This window comes from Streptomyces sp. NPDC127197, from assembly GCF_042672405.1.
GTDB classification, from domain to species: domain Bacteria; phylum Actinomycetota; class Actinomycetes; order Streptomycetales; family Streptomycetaceae; genus Streptomyces; species Streptomyces flavusporus.
Genome location: NZ_JBHXVG010000051.1, coordinates 1 through 18330, shown reverse-complemented (window position 1 = coordinate 18330; position 18330 = coordinate 1). Strand labels below are relative to the sequence as shown.

Sequence of the window (18330 nt, the reverse complement as noted above, 5' to 3'; positions counted from 1 at the left end):
CCGTTAAGGAGACCGAGAGATGCTGGACATCGCCGAAGAGCTGCACCGGTGGGTCGAGCAGGGGCGCGACTTCGCGGTGGCCACCGTGGTGGCCGTCGGCGGCAGCGCCCCGCGTCAGCCCGGCGCCGCCCTCGCGGTGGACGCCGACGGCACGGCGATCGGTTCGGTCTCCGGCGGGTGTGTGGAGGGCGCGGTCTACGAGCTGTGCGGGCAGGCGTTGCAGGACGGCGAGCCGGTCCTGGAGCGCTTCGGCTACAGCGACGAGGACGCCTTCGCCGTCGGGCTGACCTGCGGCGGCATCATCGACATCCTGGTCACACCGGTACGGGCGGGCGATCCCGTCCGGCCGGTGTTCGCGTCCGCACTGTCCGCCGCCGCGCGAGGGGAGGCGGCGGCGGTGGCGCGGATCGTGACCGGCCCGGCGGAGCTGACGGGCCGTGCGCTGCTGGTCCGCCCCGACGGCTCGTACGACGGCGGCTTCGGCGCCCACCCGGAACTGGACCGCACGGTCGCGGCCGAGGCGGGCGCCTTCCTGGAGGCCGGCCGCACCGGCACCCTGGAGCTCGGAGAGCAGGGCTCTCGCTGTGGAGCACCGCTCACGGTTCTGGTCGAGTCGTCGGTCCCCGCCCCCCGGATGATCGTCTTCGGGGCGATCGACTTCGCGTCGGCACTGGTCCGCATCGGCAAGTTCCTCGGCTACCACGTCACGGTGTGCGACGCCCGCCCCGTCTTCGCGACCCGCACCCGCTTCCCCGAGGCCGACGAGATCGTCGTCGAGTGGCCCCACACGTACCTGGAGCGCACCGACGTCGACGCCCGCACGGTCCTGTGCGTTCTCACCCACGACGCCAAGTTCGACGTACCCCTGCTCAAGCTCGCGCTGCGCCTGCCGGTGGCGTACGTCGGCGCGATGGGCTCCCGCCGCACCCACCTGGACCGCACCGCACGCCTGCGCGAAGTCGGCGTCACCGAGCTGGAGTTGGCGCGCCTGCGCTCACCCATCGGCCTCGACCTGGGCGCCCGTACACCGGAGGAGACGGCCCTGTCCATCGCCTCGGAGATCGTCGCCGACCGGCGCGGCGGCAGCGGGGTTTCACTGACCGGCGCGCACACCCCGATCCACCACGACGTGCCGTCGGCGTCGGCGGGGCGGATCGGGTCGGTGGCCTGAGCGGCCGTCCGGCCGGTGCCCTGACCGGTTGTCGGACGCCGTCACGGCCGCCGCAGCAGCCGGTTCACCGCCCGGCCGAACACCGCACGTGCCGCCCGCTCCAGGGCCGGGTCGAACATGCCGGGCAGGAGGCGGAGCCGGAGTTCCTCCCGCCAGAGCACGCGCGTACGGCCGCCGGGGCCCGGACGGACCTCGATCTCCGCCCAGCCCCGCACGACCCGGCCGCGTTTCTCCAGACGGCACAGACCGGGGGTGTCGTCGTCGGTCGGCGGCTGCCAGACAGTGACCTCCATCCGGTCGGCGAAGGCGAACGGGCCGATGCCGGAGCGGGCGACGAGGACCGTGCCCTCGTGTGTCGGTGGGGGCGTCGTCACGGTGACGCGGGTCATCGGGACCACCTCGCCGTGGCGGGGCCAGTCGGTGAGCCGGTGCCACGCCTCGGGCAGGGGGAGGGGCGCTGTGCGTTCGAGGAGGAAGGTGGCCACGGGAAGATCCTAGGCAGACCGGCCCGGGAACCTTTCCGACGCTTCAGCGCAGGTGGTTGACGAGCTGTGGCTCACGAACGGGCCGTCGGCGGTGAAGGCGAGCTCCGCGAACCGTTCGCCCATGCGGCGATGGGTGGCGGCGTCCGGATGGAGGTCGTCCGGCAGGGGGAGTTCGGCGTGGTCGGCTTCGCCGTAGAGTGCGCGCCCGTCGAGGTGGTGCAGGTTCGGGTCGTCGGCCGATCGCTGCTCCACGATCCGGGCCAGCTCGTCCCGGATGACGCCCAGCGTGAGTTTCCCGCTCGCGCGCTCCGCCGGGTCGCCCGCGGCCCGGAACCGCAGTCGCCCGGCGCTGAGGGCAGTGAAGTCCGGGGCGCTGGGGCCGGGCGTGTCCTCGTGGATGGGGCACAGGATGGGCGAGACGACCAGCAGCGGCGTGGTGGGGTGGCCTTCGCGGACGGTGTCGAGGAAGCCGTGGACGGCCGGGGTGAAGGCACGCAGGCGCATCAGGTCGGTGTTGACCAGGTTGATGCCGATCTTGACGCTGATCAGGTCGGCGGGGGTGTCCCGCAGGGCGCGCGCGGTGAACGGGTCGAGCAGGGCGCTGCCGCCGAGACCGAGGTTGATCAGTTCCACGCCGGCCAGTGCGGCGGCGCGGGCCGGCCAGGTGGCGGTGGGGCTTGCGGCGTCGGAGCCGTGGCTGATCGAACTGCCGTGGTGCAGCCACACCTTGCGGCCCCGGTCCGCTGCGGGCTCGACGGGTGCGTCGGTGCGCAGGGTGACGAGTTCGGTGGTCTCGTTGTGCGGCAGCCAGATCTCGACGTCCTTCATCCCGTCGGGCAGGCCGGTGAAGCGGAGGGTGCCGGGCGGGCCGGGCCGGCTCTCGGTGGTGCCGGTGGCCATGTCGATGGTCAGGGTGTTGCCGCCGCTCACGCTGCCCTGGCCGGCCAGGCGGCCGTCGACGAGCAGGTCGTAGATGCCGTCCGGGCGCGGCGGGGCGCCCGCGTAGACCCGTTTGGTGGGCAGCGTGTCCAGTTCGACGGCGGTGGCCTCGGTGCGGAGGACCAGCCGTACGCCGGAGGGCTGGGACTCCGCCATGGCGAGCTGTCCGTCGGCGCACTGGGCGCGGGCCCGGGCGGGCAGCCGGTGCGGCAGCACACCGTGCGCGGTGTGTTCCAGTTCGAGGGCACCGCGCAGGAGGTCCGCGGTGATGGGCGTGGTGATCCAGGTGGGGTGGGGGTGCATGGCCTCGGCCTGTTGATGGAGAGGGGCGCTCGGATCGAGGGTCTTCTGCTCGGATCGAGGTTTTCGGGAGGTTCCGGGTCAGGGCGTGGGCGGCCAGTTGCGCAGAAGGGCGTCGAGGGCGTCCAGGATCCGTGTCCAGGACTCCTGCGCGTCGGGGGCGCTGTGGCTGAATCCGCCTGCCGTCTCCAGGCTGACGTAGCCGTGGAAGACGCTGCCCAGCAGGCGGACCGCATGGGTCTGGTCCGGCTCCGTCAGGTCGTAGCCGCGCAGGATCGCCCGCGTCATCTGTGCGTGTCTGACGCCGGCGCCGGCCGCGGCCGTTTCGGGGTCGAGCCTGAGCTGTGCCGCGGCGTAGCGCCCGGGGTGCTCCCGGGCGTAGTCGCGGTAGACGTCGGCGAAGGCGATCAGGGCGTCCTTGCCGGCCCGCCCGGCGAGGGCGTCGGCGGCTCGGTCGGCGAGTTCCTCCAGGGCGAGCAGGGCGATCCTGGTCCTGAGGTCCTGGGAGTTCTTCAGATGCGAGTACAGACTCGCGACCTTGACATCGAACCGTCTGGCCAGCGCCGAGACGGTCACCTCGTCGAAGCCGACCTCGTCGGCCAGTTCCGCCCCGGCCAGGGCCAGGCGTTCCGGGGTCAGTCCTGCACGTGCCATAGCCTTCCCATCGTTCGACAGGCTTGATTATGCAATTGCCTAATACCTTTAGGCAAGCCGCTCTGTCGGTTCGCGGCAGGGTGCCACGTCCGATCCGTAACTCTGGGTAATGCTTTGGGTGACGTACAGTTGAGCCCTGGACGCGGCGACCGGAGGGGGATGACGTGCCGTTGGAGTCGGTGCGGTTCGCGATCCTGGGGCCGGTCCGCGTCTGGCGTGCGGGGCAGGAGCTTAGGCTCGGGCGCCCCCAGGAACGGGCTCTGCTGGCCCTGCTGCTGGTTCGGGCAGGTCAGCCCGCCGCCGTCCACGACATCGTCACCGCACTGTGGGGTCCGAACCCACCGCACAGCGCGGTCAATGTGGTCCGCCGCCATGTCGGAACGCTGCGCCGCCTGCTGGAGCCGGGACTGCCGACCCGCTCGGAGGGCCGCTGGCTGCACCGGGGCGCCGGCGGCTACCGACTCGTCACCGACAGCGACTCACTGGACCTCCTCCACTTCCGCAGGCTGCGCGAAGAGGCCCGGCAGGCCGCCGCGGACGGGGCGTACCCAGGGGCTGTGGAGCTCCTCACGCAGGCACTGGCCCTCTGGCAGAGGCCGGTCGCCTCCGGAATCCCCCCGGAGACACGTGCGCACCTGGCGCTCGACGCACTGGAACACGAGTACCTCACGGCCGTGCGGGAGGCCGCCGACGCCGCCCTGCACGCCGGTGTGCCGGACGCGGTCCTGCCCGTACTCCGCAGTGCCGCCGCCGACCACCCGCTGGACGAACCCCTGCTGGCCAGGCTGATCCTCTCCCTGGCCGGCACCGGTCTGCGGCCCGAGGCGCTGAGCACCTACCAGGCCGTCAGCGCACGGCTCGCGGACGAGCTGGGGATCGACCCCGGTCCGGAACTGCGCGACGCCCACCGGGCGGTCCTGGCCGGCGCACCCGCCCCGGCCGCCGGGGCCGGGCCTCGCCCCGCCGCGCGGACGGCCGCCCCTCCCGTCCCCGTACAACTGCCGCACGAACTGCCGGTCTTCACCGGCCGGCGGGCCGAGCTGGACCAGGCGCTCGCGCTGTTCGCCGACGACGCGCGGACGGCCGGGACGGTGGTGATCGGGGCGATCGGCGGGATGGCGGGTGTCGGCAAGACCACGCTCGCCGTGCATCTCGCACACCGGATCGCCGACCGGTTTCCCGACGGTCAGCTCTACGTCAACCTGCGGGGCTTCGACCCCTCCGGGGCGATCATGGAACCGAGCGAGGCGGTACGAGGCTTCCTGGACGCCCTGGGCGTGCCGCCCGAACGCATTCCACGCCACGTGGACGCGCAGAGCGCGCTCTACCGCAGCGTGCTGGCCGGACGCCGGGTCCTCGTCCTGCTGGACAACGCGCGCGACACCGACCAGGTACGGCCGCTGCTGCCCGGCACCCCCGGCTGTCTCACCATCGTCACCAGCCGCAACGAACTGTCCGGCCTGGTGGCCGCGCACGCGGCCCATCGGCTGACCCTGCGTCCGTTCGACGCCGACCAGGCACGGGCCTTCCTCGTCCGCCGACTGGGATCCGAGCGCGTCACGGCCGAGCCCGGGGCGGTGAACGAGATCACCCGGCTGTGCGCCGGACTGCCGCTCGCGCTGGCCTGCGTCGCCGCGCGCGCCGCCGCCCACCCGCACTTCCCGCTGTCCGCCGTCGCCGCCGAACTGCGCGAGGCCCACGGCAGCCTCGACGCCTTCGCCAGAACCGACACCTCCGCGGACGTCGGCACGGTGTTCTCCTGGTCCTCCCGTGTCCTGACGCCGGAAGCCGCCCGGCTCTTCCGGCTGCTCGCCCTGCACCCCGGCCCGGACTTCACGGCACCGGCCGCGGCCGCCCTGGCCGGCCTTCCGGTGCGGCGGGCACGGCTGCTGCTGGCCGAGCTCTCCGGTGCCCACCTCATCAGCGAGCACGCCCCCGGCCGCCACACCTTCCACGACCTGCTGCGCGCCCACGCCGCCGAACTCGTGCACGCCGAGCACCCGGAGGCCGAGCGCCGCACGGCCGCGCACCGCCTCTACCGGCACTACGCCCACACCGCCCACACCGCCGGTGCGCTGCTCGCGCCGAACGGTGATCCCGTGCCCCGGCCGACCCCGGCAGACGTGCAGGACGTACCCCCCGACCCGCTCGCCGACGACCACCACGCCCTGGCCTGGCTCACCGCCGAACACCCCGTGCTGCTCGCCGTCCTCGACGCGGCCGCCGGCTCCGGTCACGACCGGCTCGCCTGCCTGCTGGCCTGGTCGCTCGAGCCGTACTTCGACCGGCGGGGCCACTGGCACGACGGGCTGGCCGCGCAGCGCACCGCGCTCGACGCCGCCCTCCGGCTGGCCGACCGTGCCCTGGAGGCCCGGGGCATGCGCGGACTGGCCCGGGCCGAGGGCCGACTGGGCCTGTACGACCTGTGCCGCCCACGCCTCGACCGTGCCCTGGCCATGGCCACCGAACTGGGCGACGCCGTCGGCCGCGCGCACACCCACCGCAGCCTGGGCTGGGAGAGCGAGCAGCAGGGCGATCTCGCCGGTGCCCTCCGGCACAACCAGCTGGCCCTGGACCTCTTCCGGGCCGCCGGCCACCAGGCGGCGGAGGCCAGTGTCCTCAACTCCGTCGGCTGGTACCACTCCCAGCTCGGGGAGCACCGTGAGGCGCTGCGCCACTGCTTCCGGGCCCTGACCCTCCTGCAGGAACTGGGCGACCGCTACGGACAGGCCGCCACCTGGGACAGCATCGCCTACGCCTACCACCACCTGGGCCGCCACCCGCAGGCCCTCCTCGGCTACCGCAACGCGCTCACGCTCTACCGGGAACTCGGGGTGCCGTACATGGAGGCCGAGACCCTCAGTCACATGGGCGACACCCATCTCGCGACCGGCGACCTCCCGGGAGCCCGCGCCTCCTGGCAGCAGGCCCGCGACCTCTTCACCGCCCTCGGACACCCCGGCGCCGACCGGGTCGCCGCCCGGCTGGCCGGGCAGCAGGGCCACGAGCAGGAGGAACATGTCGGCCCCGCGTGACGGCGGGCGCTTCTACGCTGTGCGGGGGCGCGGCCCGTCCGGCGCCCGATGGTGCGCGGCGGCAAGGCGGGGCTCACAACGATGATGCGGTTCGAGGTGCTGGGGCCCCTACGGGCGTGGCACGGGGAGCGGGAGCTGGATCTCGGGTATCCCCAACAGCGCGCCCTGCTCGGTCTGCTGCTGGTGCAGGCCGGCCGCCCGGTGCAGTTGAGCGAGATCGTCGACGCGCTGTGGGCGGGCAGGCCGCCGGCCACCGCACGGAACGTGGTGCGCCGTTACGCCGGTTCGCTGCGGCGGCTGCTCGAACCGGGACTGCCGCCGCGGGCGCCCGGACGGCGCCTGCTGCGCCGCACCGGCGGCTATGTGCTGGAGGCGGAGACCGACGAGGTCGATCTGCTGCGGTTCCGCGACCTCACCCGGCGGGGCAAGCGGGCCGCCGTCACCGGACGGCCCGAGGTGGCGGCGCGGCACTTCGCCGACGCGCTCAGCCTGTGGCAGGGGCGGGTGGCGATGGGCGTGCCCGCGGCCATGCGCGAGCACGCGCCGTTCGCCGACGTGGAGCGCGAGCTGGCGCACACCACGCAGATGGCGGCCGACGCGGCACTGCTGTGCGGCCGCACGGAGCGCGTTCTGCCCAGCCTCCGCCAGGCCGTCGAACTCGACCCGCTCAACGAGTCGTTGCACGCCAGGCTGGTCCTGTCGCTGGCGGCATGCGGACTGCAGGCGGAGGCACTGGCGGCGTACGACGACGTCCGCCGCCGGCTGGACGAGGAACTCGGCGTCTCTCCCGGTCCCGAGCTCGGCGCGGCCCACACCCGGGTGCTCCGTCAGCAGGTGCGGCCGCTCGAGCGGCCGGCGCGGACGGCCGGCCCGGCGCCCGGCACGGCGCGGCCGGACCCGGTCGAGCCGTACGCACGGCCCGCCCAGTTGCCGCCCGACCTCACCGTGTTCGCCGGCCGACGAGCCGAACTCGCCGCCCTCACCGACGTTGCGGCGACCTCCGTCGGAGCACCCGCGACGATCCTGATCAGCGGAATGGCGGGCATCGGCAAGACCGCACTGGCGGTGCACTGGGCCCACCAGGTCGCCGAACGGTTCCCGGACGGCCAACTCCACATCGAGCTGCGCGGTTTCGACCCCGCCCGGCCGGCGCTGCACCCCCCGCAGGCGCTGCGCATGATGCTCGGAGCGCTGGGCGTGCCCCCGGACCGCGTCCCGGAGGAGGACTGCGTGGACGCGCTCGGCGGCCTGTACCGCAGTGTGCTGGCGGACCGGCGGATCCTCATCGTCCTCGACGACGCCGCCGACGCCGAACAGATACGCCCGCTGCTGCCCGCCTCGCCGGGCTGCCTGGCCGTGGTCACCAGCCGTAACGCACTCGCTGGCCTGATCGCCTCCGGCGCCCACCCGCTGCGCCTGGAACCGCCGTCCCCGGCGGACGCCCGCTGCACGCTGGGCCTGCGGATCGGACCCGCCCGCCTGGCCGCCGAGCCCGAGGCGGCCGACGAGATCGTCGCCCGGTGCGGCCGCCTGCCCCTGGCGCTGGCCGTGGTCGCCGCACGCGCTGCCGGCCGCCCGGATTTCCCGCTGTCCGCCATCGCCGCCGAACTCCGTGCCTTCCATGGCAGCCTCGACGCCTTCTCCGCCGTCGACGGCGCCACCGACCTCAGGGCCGCCTTTCTGTGCTCCTACCGGCTTCTGCCGCCCGAGAGCGCCCGGCTGTTCCGGCTGCTGTCGCTGCACCCCGGCCCCGACATCGCCCCGGCCGCCGCCGCCACCCTGGCCGGCCTCCCGGCCCGCCGGGTCCGGCTGGTCCTCGGCGAACTCGCCGACGCCCACCTCGTCACCGAGCATCTGCCCGGCCGCTACGTCCTGCACGACCTGCTGCGCGCCTTCGCCGCCGAACTCACCGAGACGTACGACGCCGCCGGTCGCGCGCCGAGCCCGGGGCAAGTCCGGAAGAGTCCGCCGAAAGAGGCCGTGTCACTTCCTTGTCACTTCTTTTGCACACCGGCCGACCTACGCTCCGAACCGAGCGGATGACGGCCTGACCAGGGCACGGGGCAACCCCGGCCCGCGACACCGTCGCCGCTTCACGCACAGACGGTTTCGGCTGGCCTCGGAGGCGACGGCGGATGATGTCCCATACCAGCACCATCGAGGCTCGGAACGAGGAGAAGGGCGCGCCACGGCGGACGCCGCTGCAGCAGGACAGGCAGGACACGGTGTGCCGGATGCCCGGGGGCCTCGACATCGTCGTCACCGACGCGCCGGCCACGGACCTGCCCAGGGAGAAGCGGCCGCACCCGTCGCCCGGCCCGGCGGGCGACGGTCCCCGCCCGGCCCGGCGGCCGCTCCGGCTGACCGCCCGGGCCGGCGGCGAGTATCTCTTCGTGGGCATTCGCGGCGGCCACGGCACACCCACCCCGCAGGAACCCGTGGACGTCTCCCTCGGCCCGGGAGACATCTGCTTCTACGACCTCCACCACCCGACGACGCTGGACTTCCCGGAGCGGTTCCGCACCAAGGTGTTCCTCGTGTCGCGCGAATCGCTCGGGCTGGAGGAGCCCGACGTGCACCGGCTCATGAGTACGCCGGTGGCCCGCACCTCCCGGCTGGGCGCCCTGCTGTCGCCGTTCCTGTCCGACCTCGCCGACACCGCCGCCGCGTCCCGCCCTCCGGTCGGCGAGATGCTCGCCCGGAACGCCGTGAACCTCCTGGCCACCCTCGCCGTGGAGCAGCTGGGCGGGGACGGGCCGGGCACACCCGACGCCCCGTCACCGCTGATGACGCGGATCCGGGAGTACGTCGAGCTGCATCTGGCGGACCCCGACCTGTCACCGGAGACGATCGCCGGCGCCCACTACATATCCGTCCGGTACCTGCACAAGCTGTTCAAGGACGAGGGCACGACGGTCGGCCGGTGGATCCAGCGCCGCCGGCTCGAGGAGTGCCGACGTGAACTCATGCTGCACACCCGGGGACACCGGACCATCGCGGCGATCGCCAACCGCTGGGGCTTCCTGAGCGCCGCGCACTTCAGCAGGGTCTTCCGCGCCGCCTACGGCATGTCTCCCAGCGAGTGGCGGGACACGGCAGGCCGGGCCGCGCGGGCCGGCCGACGCTGATCCGCCGGGCCGGGTACGACGCCGGGTACGACGAAGCCGTCACGGTCGAGCGGATCGACCGTGACGGACAGGACACCGCGGACCGGTGCGCCCCGCAACCGGCGGCGCCCGCGCCTCAGGACGGCGGCCGGGTCCAGGCGGGACCGGAGGCCGAGAGGCGGTAGGCGGTCACCGAGGTGACCGCGATCAGCAGCAGCGACAGACCCAGCGCGAGCACCAGTTGGTCGTGCACCAGGAGCAGGCCGCCGACCAGCGCCCCGAGGAACATCGCCAGCACGGACACGATCCGGCGCCCGGGCCGGGGTGCCGCGCCGCCGGCCGGGTGGGAGTCCGCGGCCAGCCCCGTCAGGGTCAGTGTCAGGACGGTGGTGGTGAGGTCCGGGACGCCCAGGCGCCGGGCGACCGCGTTCTGCAGGCCCATGGCGAGGCCCAGGAACACGATCAGGGTGTACTGGACGCCGGTGCCGACCCTGCCGTCCGTCACCGCGGCGACGACCAGGGGCACGGCGACCAGAACCGTCTGGAGGGCCGTGGCCGCCCCCAGCAGGTGGCCGCGGTGGGCGGCGAACCGCGTGCCCAGCCGTCCGCCCGCCAGCGCGCCGAGGAGGAACGCCACGAGCGAGACGACGGAGGCGGGTGCGGACAGACCGTCGGCGCCCGCCAGCGCGAAGCCCAGAAAGACCACGTTGCCGGTCATGTTGGCCACGAAGACGTGCCCGAGGGCCAGGTAGCTCACCGCGTCGACCACCCCGGTGACCACGGTCAGGGCCAGCATCAGCGGAGGCAGCGGACCGTGCCGGTCGCCTGCGCGCGGCACGATCGTGCGGAAGGCGTCAGTCAGCAGCGCGCGCATACCGGTTCCCTTCCGCAGCGGCGGCCGGACGGTGCAGCACCAGGCGGGTGAGCAGGCCGCTCAGCGGTCCTACCAGGATCGCGGCCACCGCGAGCCACACCGGCCAGGGCGTCAGACCGAGCGCGTCGTCCACGGACCAGCGGCCCGGCCCGGTCAGGGCCAGCGCCGCGCAGACGGCGACGAGGACCAGGGGGTACTCGTAACCGTCGTTCTGCACCCACAGCCCCTTGGGCCACTTGACGGTGCCGGCGACCGTCATCACGCCCATCGCGGCCATCGCCGCCAGGGGCGTCAGCAGCCCGGCCGTCAGGAACAGGCCGGCACCGATCTGACTGCCGCCCGCGGCGAGCGCGGTCAGCGGGCCGCCGCGGAATCCGTCGCGGCGGAACTCCTCGGTCCCGCCCGCCAATCCGTTGCCTCCGAGCCGGAAGCTCACCTTCTGCACGCCGTGCCCGGCGATGAGCAGCCCCACCACCAGGCGGAGGACCAGCAGTCCAGCATCCATCGTGTTCCTGCCTGTTCCTGACGTTCCGTCGTGTGCCGTGCGTCAGCCGGCGGCGTGGGCGCCGATGACGGCCTGGGCGTAGACGATGCCGAGGCCGTACGCCCCGCCGTGCTCCTTCACCACGTCGGTGACGGCCCCGTACGTCTCCGTACGGGCCCAGTCCCGCTGGAGCTCCAGCAGCACCTGCACCCACGTCACCGGAATCGCACCGCCCTGGACCATGCGCTGCACGGCGTGTTCGTGGGCCTGCGGGCTGACACCGCCGGACGCGTCGGTGACCACGTACACCTCGTAGCCCTGGGCGATCGCGGACAGCGTGGGCAGGACGACGCAGACCTCGGTCCACAGGCCGGCGATGACGAGCTTCTTGCGCCCGGTCGCCTTGACGGCCTCGACGAAGGCGACGTCCTCCCAGGCGTTCATGGTGGAACGGTCGATGATCTTCTGGTCGGGGAAGACCGCGGCCAGCTGGGGCATGATCGGGCCGGAGAAGGACTCGGCGGCCACGGTGCTCAGCACGACCGGCACGTCGAACGTCCTGGCGGCCTTGGCCAGGCCCACGGTGGAGTTGATGATCGCGGAGCGGTCGCCGCTGCCGGTGCCGAAGAACATCTGCGGCTGGTGGTCCACGAACAGCACCGCGCAGTTGTCGGGGGTGAGCAGGTCGGGGCTGGGAGCCGCGGTGACCTCGGCGATGTCGACCATGAGAAGTGAGCCTTTCGGTGTGAGTGCCGGCGCGGACGGCCGCCCGCGCCGTGGTGAAGAACCGTCCGGTGGACGGAGCCTGGGGTGGTGTCCCGGCCGGGGCGGCCCAAGCGCCCGGCCCCTGCCGGGAGTTCGCAGGAGTCAGAGAACGAAGCAGGGATCCGTCAGCGGGACGGCGGTCTCGGGGGTGAGGCCGCGCCGGGCGCGCCACTGACGGTGCCGCTCCGACTCGGCGATTGCCTGACCGAGCAGTTCGGCCTGACGGGCGCCGGGACGGGCCGACCGCCGGGACGCCTGATAGCCGCCGAAGTGGGCGACCGGGCTCCACTCGGGGCTGACGGGAGGCAGTTCCTCGTCGAGGCCCTCGTACTCGGCGGCGGCGTACACGATCCGGCCGCCGGTGACCGTCAGCAGGGACTCGATGTGGGCGATGTCCGGTTCCGCGACCGTGAAGTAGTCGTCCGACAGGACCGCCAGGTCGGCGTAGCAGCCGGGGCGCAGGACGCCCTTGACGTCCTCCTCGCCGGTCAGCGCGGCGCCCGCCCGGGTGAACATCGCCAGTGCGGTCTGCCGGTCGACGCGGTTCTCCGGCGGACGGAGGGCGAGATCGCCGGCGGTGCGGCCGCTGACCAGCCAGTGCAGGGCCACCCAGGGGTTGTACGTGGAGACCCGGGTGGCGTCCGTGCCGCCGCCGACGGTCAGTCCGCGCTCCAGCATGGCCCGGACGGGCGGGGCGTCCGCGGCGGCGCCGGGTCCGTAGCGGCGCAGGAACGCCTCGCCCTGGAAGGACAGCCGGTTCTGCACGGACATCGCCCCGCCGAGGGCGGCGATGCGGTCGAGGCTGTCCGCGGACACGGTTTCCGCATGGTCGAAGAGCCAGCGGTTTCCGGCCGGGAAAAGCCCTTCCGCGGCCAGTTTCTCGAAGACCGCGAGGTCGCGGCGAATGGTCTCGTCATACGTGGCATGCAGCCGGAATCCCCAGCCGTTCTCCATGAGGAGACGCACCGCCTTCTCGAACTCCGCCTCGTAGTCGGGGGTGAGTTCCGGACGGGGCTGCGTGAAGTTCTCGAAATCCGCCGCCGCCCACGTGAGGTTCTCGCCCGCGCCGTTGAGCCGCAGCCATGCGTCCCCGTCCTCGGGGCGGGCCATTTCGATCCAGCGGGCGAGGTCGTCGATCTCCTGGCCGGGCGTCTGGGGGAAAAGGTGATAGGCGATACGCAGCGACAACTCACCGGCCTCGGCCAGTTCGATGACGGTGGCGTAGTTGTCGGGGAAGTTCTGGAATCCGCCGGCGGCGTCGATGGCCGAGGTCAGTCCGAACCGGTTGAGTTCGCGCAGGAAATGCCGGGTCGAGGTCTTCCGGTGCTCGCCGTCCAGCACCGGCGCCTTGGCCAGGGTCGAGTACAGGATGAGGGCGCTGGGCGCGGCCAGCAGCATGCCCGTCGGCTCCCCGTCCCGGCCGCGCACGATCTGGCCGCCCTTGGGATCGGGGGTGTCCTTCGTGAACCCGGCGGCCTTCAGCGCCGCCCGGTTGAGCACGGCCGACTGGTACAGGTGCAGGACGAACACGGGGGTGTCCGGGGCTGCGGCGTTCAGTTCGGCGACGGTCGGCAGACGCCGTTCGGCGAACTGCTCGGCCGACCAGCCACCCACCACACGCACCCACTGGCCCTTCGGGGTCCGGGCCGCCTGCTCACGCAGCATCGCCAGGCCCTGCCGCAGCGTGGGAACGCCGTCCCAGCGCAGTTCCAGCACGTAGTTCAGGCCGCCCCGGATCACATGCAGATGGGCGTCGTTGAGGCCGGGCACCATCCGGCGGCCGAGCGCGTCGACCACCTTCGTGCCCGCGCCGATGTGCGGGGCGACGTCCTTGTCGTCCCCGACGACCGTGATGACGCCGGCGCGCACGGCGAGCGCCTCGGCCTGCGGGCGGTGCGGGTCACCGGTGTGGACCTTCGCGTTGCGGACGACGAGGTCCGCGGCATCGTCGACGGCGTGCGGAACCAGCCCGCCGACGGGTATGGGTGACACCTTTCGCAACCCCCTTGGGGACGTAAGAATTCGGTTTCCCACCGGCGCTCAGCCTGCCCCGGGAAAAGGGACTCCTGTGTCCTGTCCGTGCACTCGATTCGTCCTCAGAGCGCACAGGCCGTCCCCCTCACCGCCGTTACCCGGACCGGCGGAAGGATCCGTGCGTTGTGGGACCAGTCGTGGTGCGCTGGCGGACAATTCCCCACCGCCCGACGGATTTAGCGTGGCGAGCGGCGGCACCGGAGTGCTCTGCGCACGGCCCGGGGTCGTTTCACGCCGGAAAGCCCGGCGCAGCGCACGACACACCAGGAGACACACATGTCCGATGCCGTCGAGCCGGTCCAGCCGGTACTGGAACCCGCGGCAGCCGCCTTCGCGGAGGCCACAGCCAACCCTCCGTACCTGTTCGACCTGCCCCCGGCGGAGGGGCGCAAGGCCGTCGACGAGGTGCAGTCCGGCCCGATCGAGAAGCCGGCGGTCGACGAGGAGTGGATCACCGTCCCGGGCGGTCCGACGGGCAGCGTCCGGGCGCGTATCGTCAAGCCCGCCGGCGCCGCGGACACCCTGCCGGTGATCCTCTACATCCACGGCGCGGGCTGGGTGTTCGGCAACGCCCATACCCATGACCGCCTGGTCCGGGAACTCGCCGTCGGCGCCGGCGCCGCCGTGGTCTTCCCCGAATACGACCTCTCTCCCGAGGCCCGCTATCCCGTCGCCATCGAGCAGAACTACGCCGTCGCCCAGTGGGTCGTCCAGCAGGGTGCGAGCAAGGGGCTCGACGGCTCCCGGCTGGCCGTCGCCGGCGACTCCGTGGGCGGCAACATGTCCGCCGCGCTGACGCTGATGGCCAAGCAGCGCGGTGACGTCCCGTTGGTGCAGCAGGTGCTGTTCTACCCGGTCACGGACGCCGCCTTCGACACCGGTTCGTACCACCAGTTCGCAGAAGGCTACTTCCTGCGCCGTGACGGCATGCAGTGGTTCTGGGACCAGTACACGACCGACGAGGCCGAACGCGCCCAGATCACCGCGTCGCCGCTGCGCGCCACCACCGACCAGCTCACGGGCCTGCCCCCGGCCCTGGTCATCACCGGCGAGGCGGACGTGCTGCGGGACGAGGGCGAGGCGTACGCGAACAAGCTGCGCGAGGCCGGCGTTCCGGTCACCGCGGTGCGCTTCCAGGGCATCATCCACGACTTCGTGATGCTCAACGCCCTGCGCGGGACCCACGCCGCCGAAGCCGCCATCACCATGTCCGTCACCACTCTGCGCGCCGCGCTGCACACGGCCTGAAGCGGGCAGTTCCGAGCATCCGAGGAGATACAGACATGAGCACGTCCACACCCACGGTGGTCCTCGTCCACGGCGCGTTCGCCGACGCGGCGAGCTGGACCGGGGTCATCGAGGAACTGCAGAAGGAGGGCGTTCCCGTGGTGGCTCCGCCCAACCCGCTGCGGGGCCTGGCGTCCGACGCCGCCTACATCGCCTCTGTCGCCGCCCAGATCGACGGTCCCGTCGTCCTGGTCGGCCACTCCTACGGCGGTGCGCTGATCACCGTGGCCGGTGTCACGGAGAACGTCGTCGGGCTGGTCTACGTCGCGGCCTACGTCCTGGAGGAGGGCGAGAGCCTCGGCGAGCTGCAGGGCAGGTTCCCCGACTCGCCGCTGGTCAGCAACCTCAAGCAGGCCACGTACCCCGTCGAGGGCGCGGACCCGGCCGTCGAGGTCACCATCACCCCCGAGGCGTTCCCCGCCATCTTCGCGGCCGACGTCCCCGAGGCCGTCACCAAGGTGCTCGCGGTGGCGCAGCGTCCGCTCGCCGCCTCGGCCTTCACCGAGACCGCGGCTGCGGCGGCGTGGAAGACCAAGCCGTCCTGGGCGGTCGTGGCCGGGGCCGACCAGGCCATCGATGCCGAGGTCCAGCTGTTCGGCGCGAAGCGGGCCGGGGCCACCGTCGTCGAGATCGAGGGCGCCTCGCACGCCATCGCGGTCTCCCAGCCGAAGAAGACCGCCGGCGTGATCCTCGACGCGGTGCGCGCGACGAGCTGACCGGGTGCCACCTCTGGCCGTGCGGACGCGATCGCCGATCACGTCCGCACGGTCACCTATGTACGACGAACCCCCGAACCGCAGGAGGCGGACCCATGACCACCAGCTCCCCGCACGTGAGCAGCCAGCCGTGGCTGCATCAGAAGGGCGAGATCATCCAGGAGTTCGGAACCGTCAAGCAGTTCCCGCTCGGCCTGTCCTACGAGACACGCATGTACTCCTGCCAGCGGCTGAACAAGGTCCTGGCGGACACGCAGATCCTCTACGGCCTCTACAAGAAGCACCACTGGCTGATGCGCGGGGCGACCTTCTACCAGCTGCACCTGGTGCTGGACAAGCACGCGGGGGAACAGCTCGCCCTCGTCGACGCCCTCGCCGAGCGGGTCCAGACCCTCGGCGGTGTCGCGGTGGGAGATCCCCGGCACGTCGCGGAGATCACGTCGATTCCGCGCCCGCCGGACGGGGTGGAGGAGGTGCCCGCCATGCTGTCCCGGCTGCTGGAGGCCCACGAGACCATTCTCGCGGACGTCCATGACGCGGCGTCCCGCACCGGCGAGCTGGGCGACGACGGCACCAACGACCTGCTCGTCTCCCAGGTGATCCGGACCGGCGAACTGCAGGCGTGGTTCCTGGCCGAGCACCTGGTCGACACGCCCCTGGTCCGTGCCTGAGCGGTCGCCCCTCCTCCCTTGAGGAGCCCCTAGGAACGGAGCTCCGGGGGCTCCTTGTCGGTGCCGAGGTCTGCTTCGATGTCGTAGCCCACGGGGCCGTGCCCCGCCGTGGGCAGCGCGATGTCGGCGCCGAGATCGAAAGCGGCGCTCTCGGCGGCCTCGGCGAGGGCCTCCTCCTCGCGGCGCCTTACGGCCTGCTCGTGGTGCTCGGTGATCCGCTCGACGATGCCGCGGGCGCCGTGATGGTGGCGGGGCTGCTCGGATTCGCTCATGGCATCATTCTTCGACTTAGTCAGTACATGTCACAACAAAGCCCGTATGAACGGAGAATGACGGCAGGTCCCCCGGAGAGGGCATCCATGTGCCGCACGACCGCGCATGGAGTGTGATGTTGTGATCGACTCGATGAGACGTCCCCGTGCCGGAGCGAGTGACGTGACGTCGAGGAGGCAGAGATGACGGTGAGCCGGCTCGGCCTGGTCGTGCACGGCGGGCGTGCGGAGGCCGTGGAGGCGGCCCGTGCGGTCCGGGCGTGGTGCGAGGAGCACGCCGTACGGTGCACGGACATCGATGTCTGGGCCGAAGGACGGCGGCGCAGCGCCCAGGATGAGGTCGATGCCGCGGGCGACCCCGACCTCATCGTCACCCTGGGCGGCGACGGCACCTTTCTGCGCGGCGCCCGGCTGGCCGCGGAGCACGACGCCCTGGTCCTCGGGGTCGACCTGGGCAGGGTCGGTTTCCTGACGGAGGTCTCCGCCGCCACGGTGCGCTCGGCGCTGGACGCGGTGCGGGAAGACCGGTTCAGGATCGACAGCCGTATGCTGCTCACCCTGCGCGCCTCCTGCCGTCTGCGAGTGCCGGCGAGCATGGAGGCCCTGATGCAGTACGGCCGCGGGCCGCTCCTGCCGTCTCCGCAGGTGGTCCCCGACTGCCAGGTCGACGACGAGTGGGGCATCCCCCTGAAGGTCGTCGCCCTCAACGACGTCGTGCTGGAGAAGCTCTCCAGGGACCGCCAGGTCTCCGTCGGCGTCTACGTCTCGGGCCGGCTCCTGGCGTCCTACTCCGCCGACGCCCTGCTGGTCGCCACGCCGACCGGCTCGACCGCCTACAGCTTCGCCGCCGGCGGACCCGTCGTCTCGCCCCGCGCGGACGCCCTGGTGTTCACGCCGGTGGCGCCGCACATGGCGTTCAACCGCTCGGTCGTCACGGCCCCCGACGAGCCGGTCGGCCTGCGCGTGCTCGAAGGGTCGGGCCAGGCCGCGGTCAGCATCGACGGTCAGGTGCGGGGGGTGCTCAACCCCGGGGACTGGATCGGCGTGTACGCCGCTCCGCACCGGCTGCGGGCCGTCCGGCTGGGCCCGATGGACTTCTACGGCCGGCTGCGCGAGCGGATGAGGCTGACCGACGCCCCGGCCGCGGTCGCCGACGGAACCCCCGCGCCGCTGTGGTCGGTGACGACGCCACCACCGGGAGACCTGGCCCATCTGACGCTGCTCACGGTCCCGGAGGAGCCACCCCCGATGGGCTGACCGCGATCGCTCAGCCGCCGGCGGCAGCGCGCCGCGCGGCCCCGGCGCAGCCCTCGCCGTCGTCAGCGACGGCGGGGTCGTCGACATCCTGGTCATGCTGGTGCGCGTGCACGCGTCTGTCGGGGCGAGGCCGTGTCACTGTTCGTGGTGGACCACATGACCACCCGTCACAGTCAGCCGGACCGGGGCCTCGGCCAGTTCGTCGGCCGGGGCCGCCGCCGGGTCGATGCCGAGGGCCGTGAGGTCGGCGCGGTGGCCCGGGGCGATCCGGCCGGCCGT

The 18330-nt window shown here is 72.8% G+C and carries 17 protein-coding genes; 8 read left to right on the top strand and 9 right to left on the bottom strand.

Annotated elements, in window-relative coordinates; all coding sequences use genetic code 11:
• Positions 1-19: 19 nt before the first annotated feature.
• Entirely contained in the window at positions 20-1171 is a 1152-nt protein-coding gene (locus ACFVJQ_RS40280; RefSeq protein WP_385790806.1) for an XdhC family protein, read from the top strand.
• 41 nt (positions 1172-1212) lie between these two features.
• Here the strand turns inward: ACFVJQ_RS40280 and ACFVJQ_RS40275 are convergent, their stop codons facing one another.
• The 3 genes from ACFVJQ_RS40275 to ACFVJQ_RS40265 form a co-directional block, all read right to left on the bottom strand.
• Positions 1213-1656 carry an SRPBCC family protein gene (locus tag ACFVJQ_RS40275; protein ID WP_385790804.1) on the bottom strand — a complete coding sequence of 148 codons (444 nt, stop codon included), beginning with the start codon at positions 1654-1656 and terminating at the stop codon, positions 1213-1215.
• A 9-nt stretch (positions 1657-1665) separates the two neighbouring features.
• Positions 1666-2898, bottom strand: coding sequence for a GDSL-type esterase/lipase family protein (locus tag ACFVJQ_RS40270; RefSeq protein WP_385509757.1), 1233 nt, complete (start codon positions 2896-2898; stop codon positions 1666-1668).
• A 78-nt stretch (positions 2899-2976) separates the two neighbouring features.
• The gene (locus ACFVJQ_RS40265) at positions 2977-3549 is read right to left on the bottom strand and encodes a TetR/AcrR family transcriptional regulator (RefSeq protein ID WP_224739424.1); all 573 of its coding nucleotides are present in this window, start codon (positions 3547-3549) and stop codon (positions 2977-2979) included.
• Positions 3550-3713: 164 nt separating this feature from the next.
• Between ACFVJQ_RS40265 and ACFVJQ_RS40260 the strand changes: the two genes are divergently transcribed.
• From ACFVJQ_RS40260 to ACFVJQ_RS40250, 3 genes are all read left to right on the top strand, one after another.
• Complete coding sequence (locus ACFVJQ_RS40260; protein ID WP_385790801.1) at positions 3714-6584, top strand: BTAD domain-containing putative transcriptional regulator; 2871 nt, start codon at positions 3714-3716, stop codon at positions 6582-6584.
• A gap of 81 nt (positions 6585-6665) precedes the next feature.
• A complete protein-coding gene (locus ACFVJQ_RS40255; protein ID WP_385790799.1) occupies positions 6666-8627 on the top strand; it encodes a BTAD domain-containing putative transcriptional regulator in 1962 nt (653 codons plus the stop codon).
• Between the two features lie 92 nt (positions 8628-8719).
• A complete protein-coding gene (locus tag ACFVJQ_RS40250) occupies positions 8720-9712 on the top strand; it encodes a helix-turn-helix domain-containing protein (protein WP_385790797.1) in 993 nt (330 codons plus the stop codon).
• 115 nt (positions 9713-9827) lie between these two features.
• Here ACFVJQ_RS40250 and ACFVJQ_RS40245 read toward each other — a convergent pair whose 3' ends face one another.
• From ACFVJQ_RS40245 to ACFVJQ_RS40230, 4 genes are all read right to left on the bottom strand, one after another.
• The gene (locus tag ACFVJQ_RS40245; RefSeq protein WP_385509763.1) at positions 9828-10565 is read right to left on the bottom strand and encodes a YoaK family protein; all 738 of its coding nucleotides are present in this window, start codon (positions 10563-10565) and stop codon (positions 9828-9830) included.
• Positions 10546-11070: a DoxX family protein gene (locus ACFVJQ_RS40240; RefSeq protein ID WP_385790795.1), complete on the bottom strand. Its 525-nt coding sequence runs from the start codon at positions 11068-11070 to the stop codon at positions 10546-10548. Before ACFVJQ_RS40240 ends, ACFVJQ_RS40245 begins: the two co-directional genes overlap by 20 nt.
• Positions 11071-11112: 42 nt before the next feature.
• Entirely contained in the window at positions 11113-11775 is a 663-nt protein-coding gene (locus ACFVJQ_RS40235; RefSeq protein ID WP_224739430.1) for a hydrolase, read from the bottom strand.
• A gap of 141 nt (positions 11776-11916) precedes the next feature.
• Positions 11917-13806 carry an amidohydrolase gene (locus ACFVJQ_RS40230; RefSeq protein WP_385790793.1) on the bottom strand — a complete coding sequence of 630 codons (1890 nt, stop codon included), beginning with the start codon at positions 13804-13806 and terminating at the stop codon, positions 11917-11919.
• A gap of 318 nt (positions 13807-14124) precedes the next feature.
• Here ACFVJQ_RS40230 and ACFVJQ_RS40225 point away from each other — a divergent pair, with 318 nt between their 5' ends.
• The 3 genes from ACFVJQ_RS40225 to ACFVJQ_RS40215 all read left to right on the top strand — a co-directional run bounded on the left by ACFVJQ_RS40225 (position 14125) and on the right by ACFVJQ_RS40215 (position 16522).
• Positions 14125-15096, top strand: a complete 972-nt coding sequence (locus tag ACFVJQ_RS40225; protein WP_385790791.1) for an alpha/beta hydrolase — start codon at positions 14125-14127, stop codon at positions 15094-15096.
• Between the two features lie 35 nt (positions 15097-15131).
• Positions 15132-15851, top strand: coding sequence for an alpha/beta fold hydrolase (locus tag ACFVJQ_RS40220; protein ID WP_385509768.1), 720 nt, complete (start codon positions 15132-15134; stop codon positions 15849-15851).
• A gap of 95 nt (positions 15852-15946) precedes the next feature.
• Positions 15947-16522 (top strand): Dps family protein, encoded by a 576-nt coding sequence (locus ACFVJQ_RS40215; RefSeq protein ID WP_129801498.1) that lies wholly within the window; start codon positions 15947-15949, stop codon positions 16520-16522.
• 29 nt (positions 16523-16551) lie between these two features.
• Here the strand turns inward: ACFVJQ_RS40215 and ACFVJQ_RS40210 are convergent, their stop codons facing one another.
• A complete protein-coding gene (locus tag ACFVJQ_RS40210) occupies positions 16552-16794 on the bottom strand; it encodes a hypothetical protein (RefSeq protein ID WP_385509770.1) in 243 nt (80 codons plus the stop codon).
• A gap of 183 nt (positions 16795-16977) precedes the next feature.
• Between ACFVJQ_RS40210 and ACFVJQ_RS40205 the strand changes: the two genes are divergently transcribed.
• The gene (locus tag ACFVJQ_RS40205; protein ID WP_385790788.1) at positions 16978-18051 is read left to right on the top strand and encodes an NAD(+)/NADH kinase; all 1074 of its coding nucleotides are present in this window, start codon (positions 16978-16980) and stop codon (positions 18049-18051) included.
• Between the two features lie 135 nt (positions 18052-18186).
• Here ACFVJQ_RS40205 and ACFVJQ_RS40200 read toward each other — a convergent pair.
• Positions 18187-18330, bottom strand: a 144-nt coding sequence (locus tag ACFVJQ_RS40200) for an amidohydrolase family protein (protein ID WP_385790836.1), incomplete at its 5' end; no start/stop codon positions are given.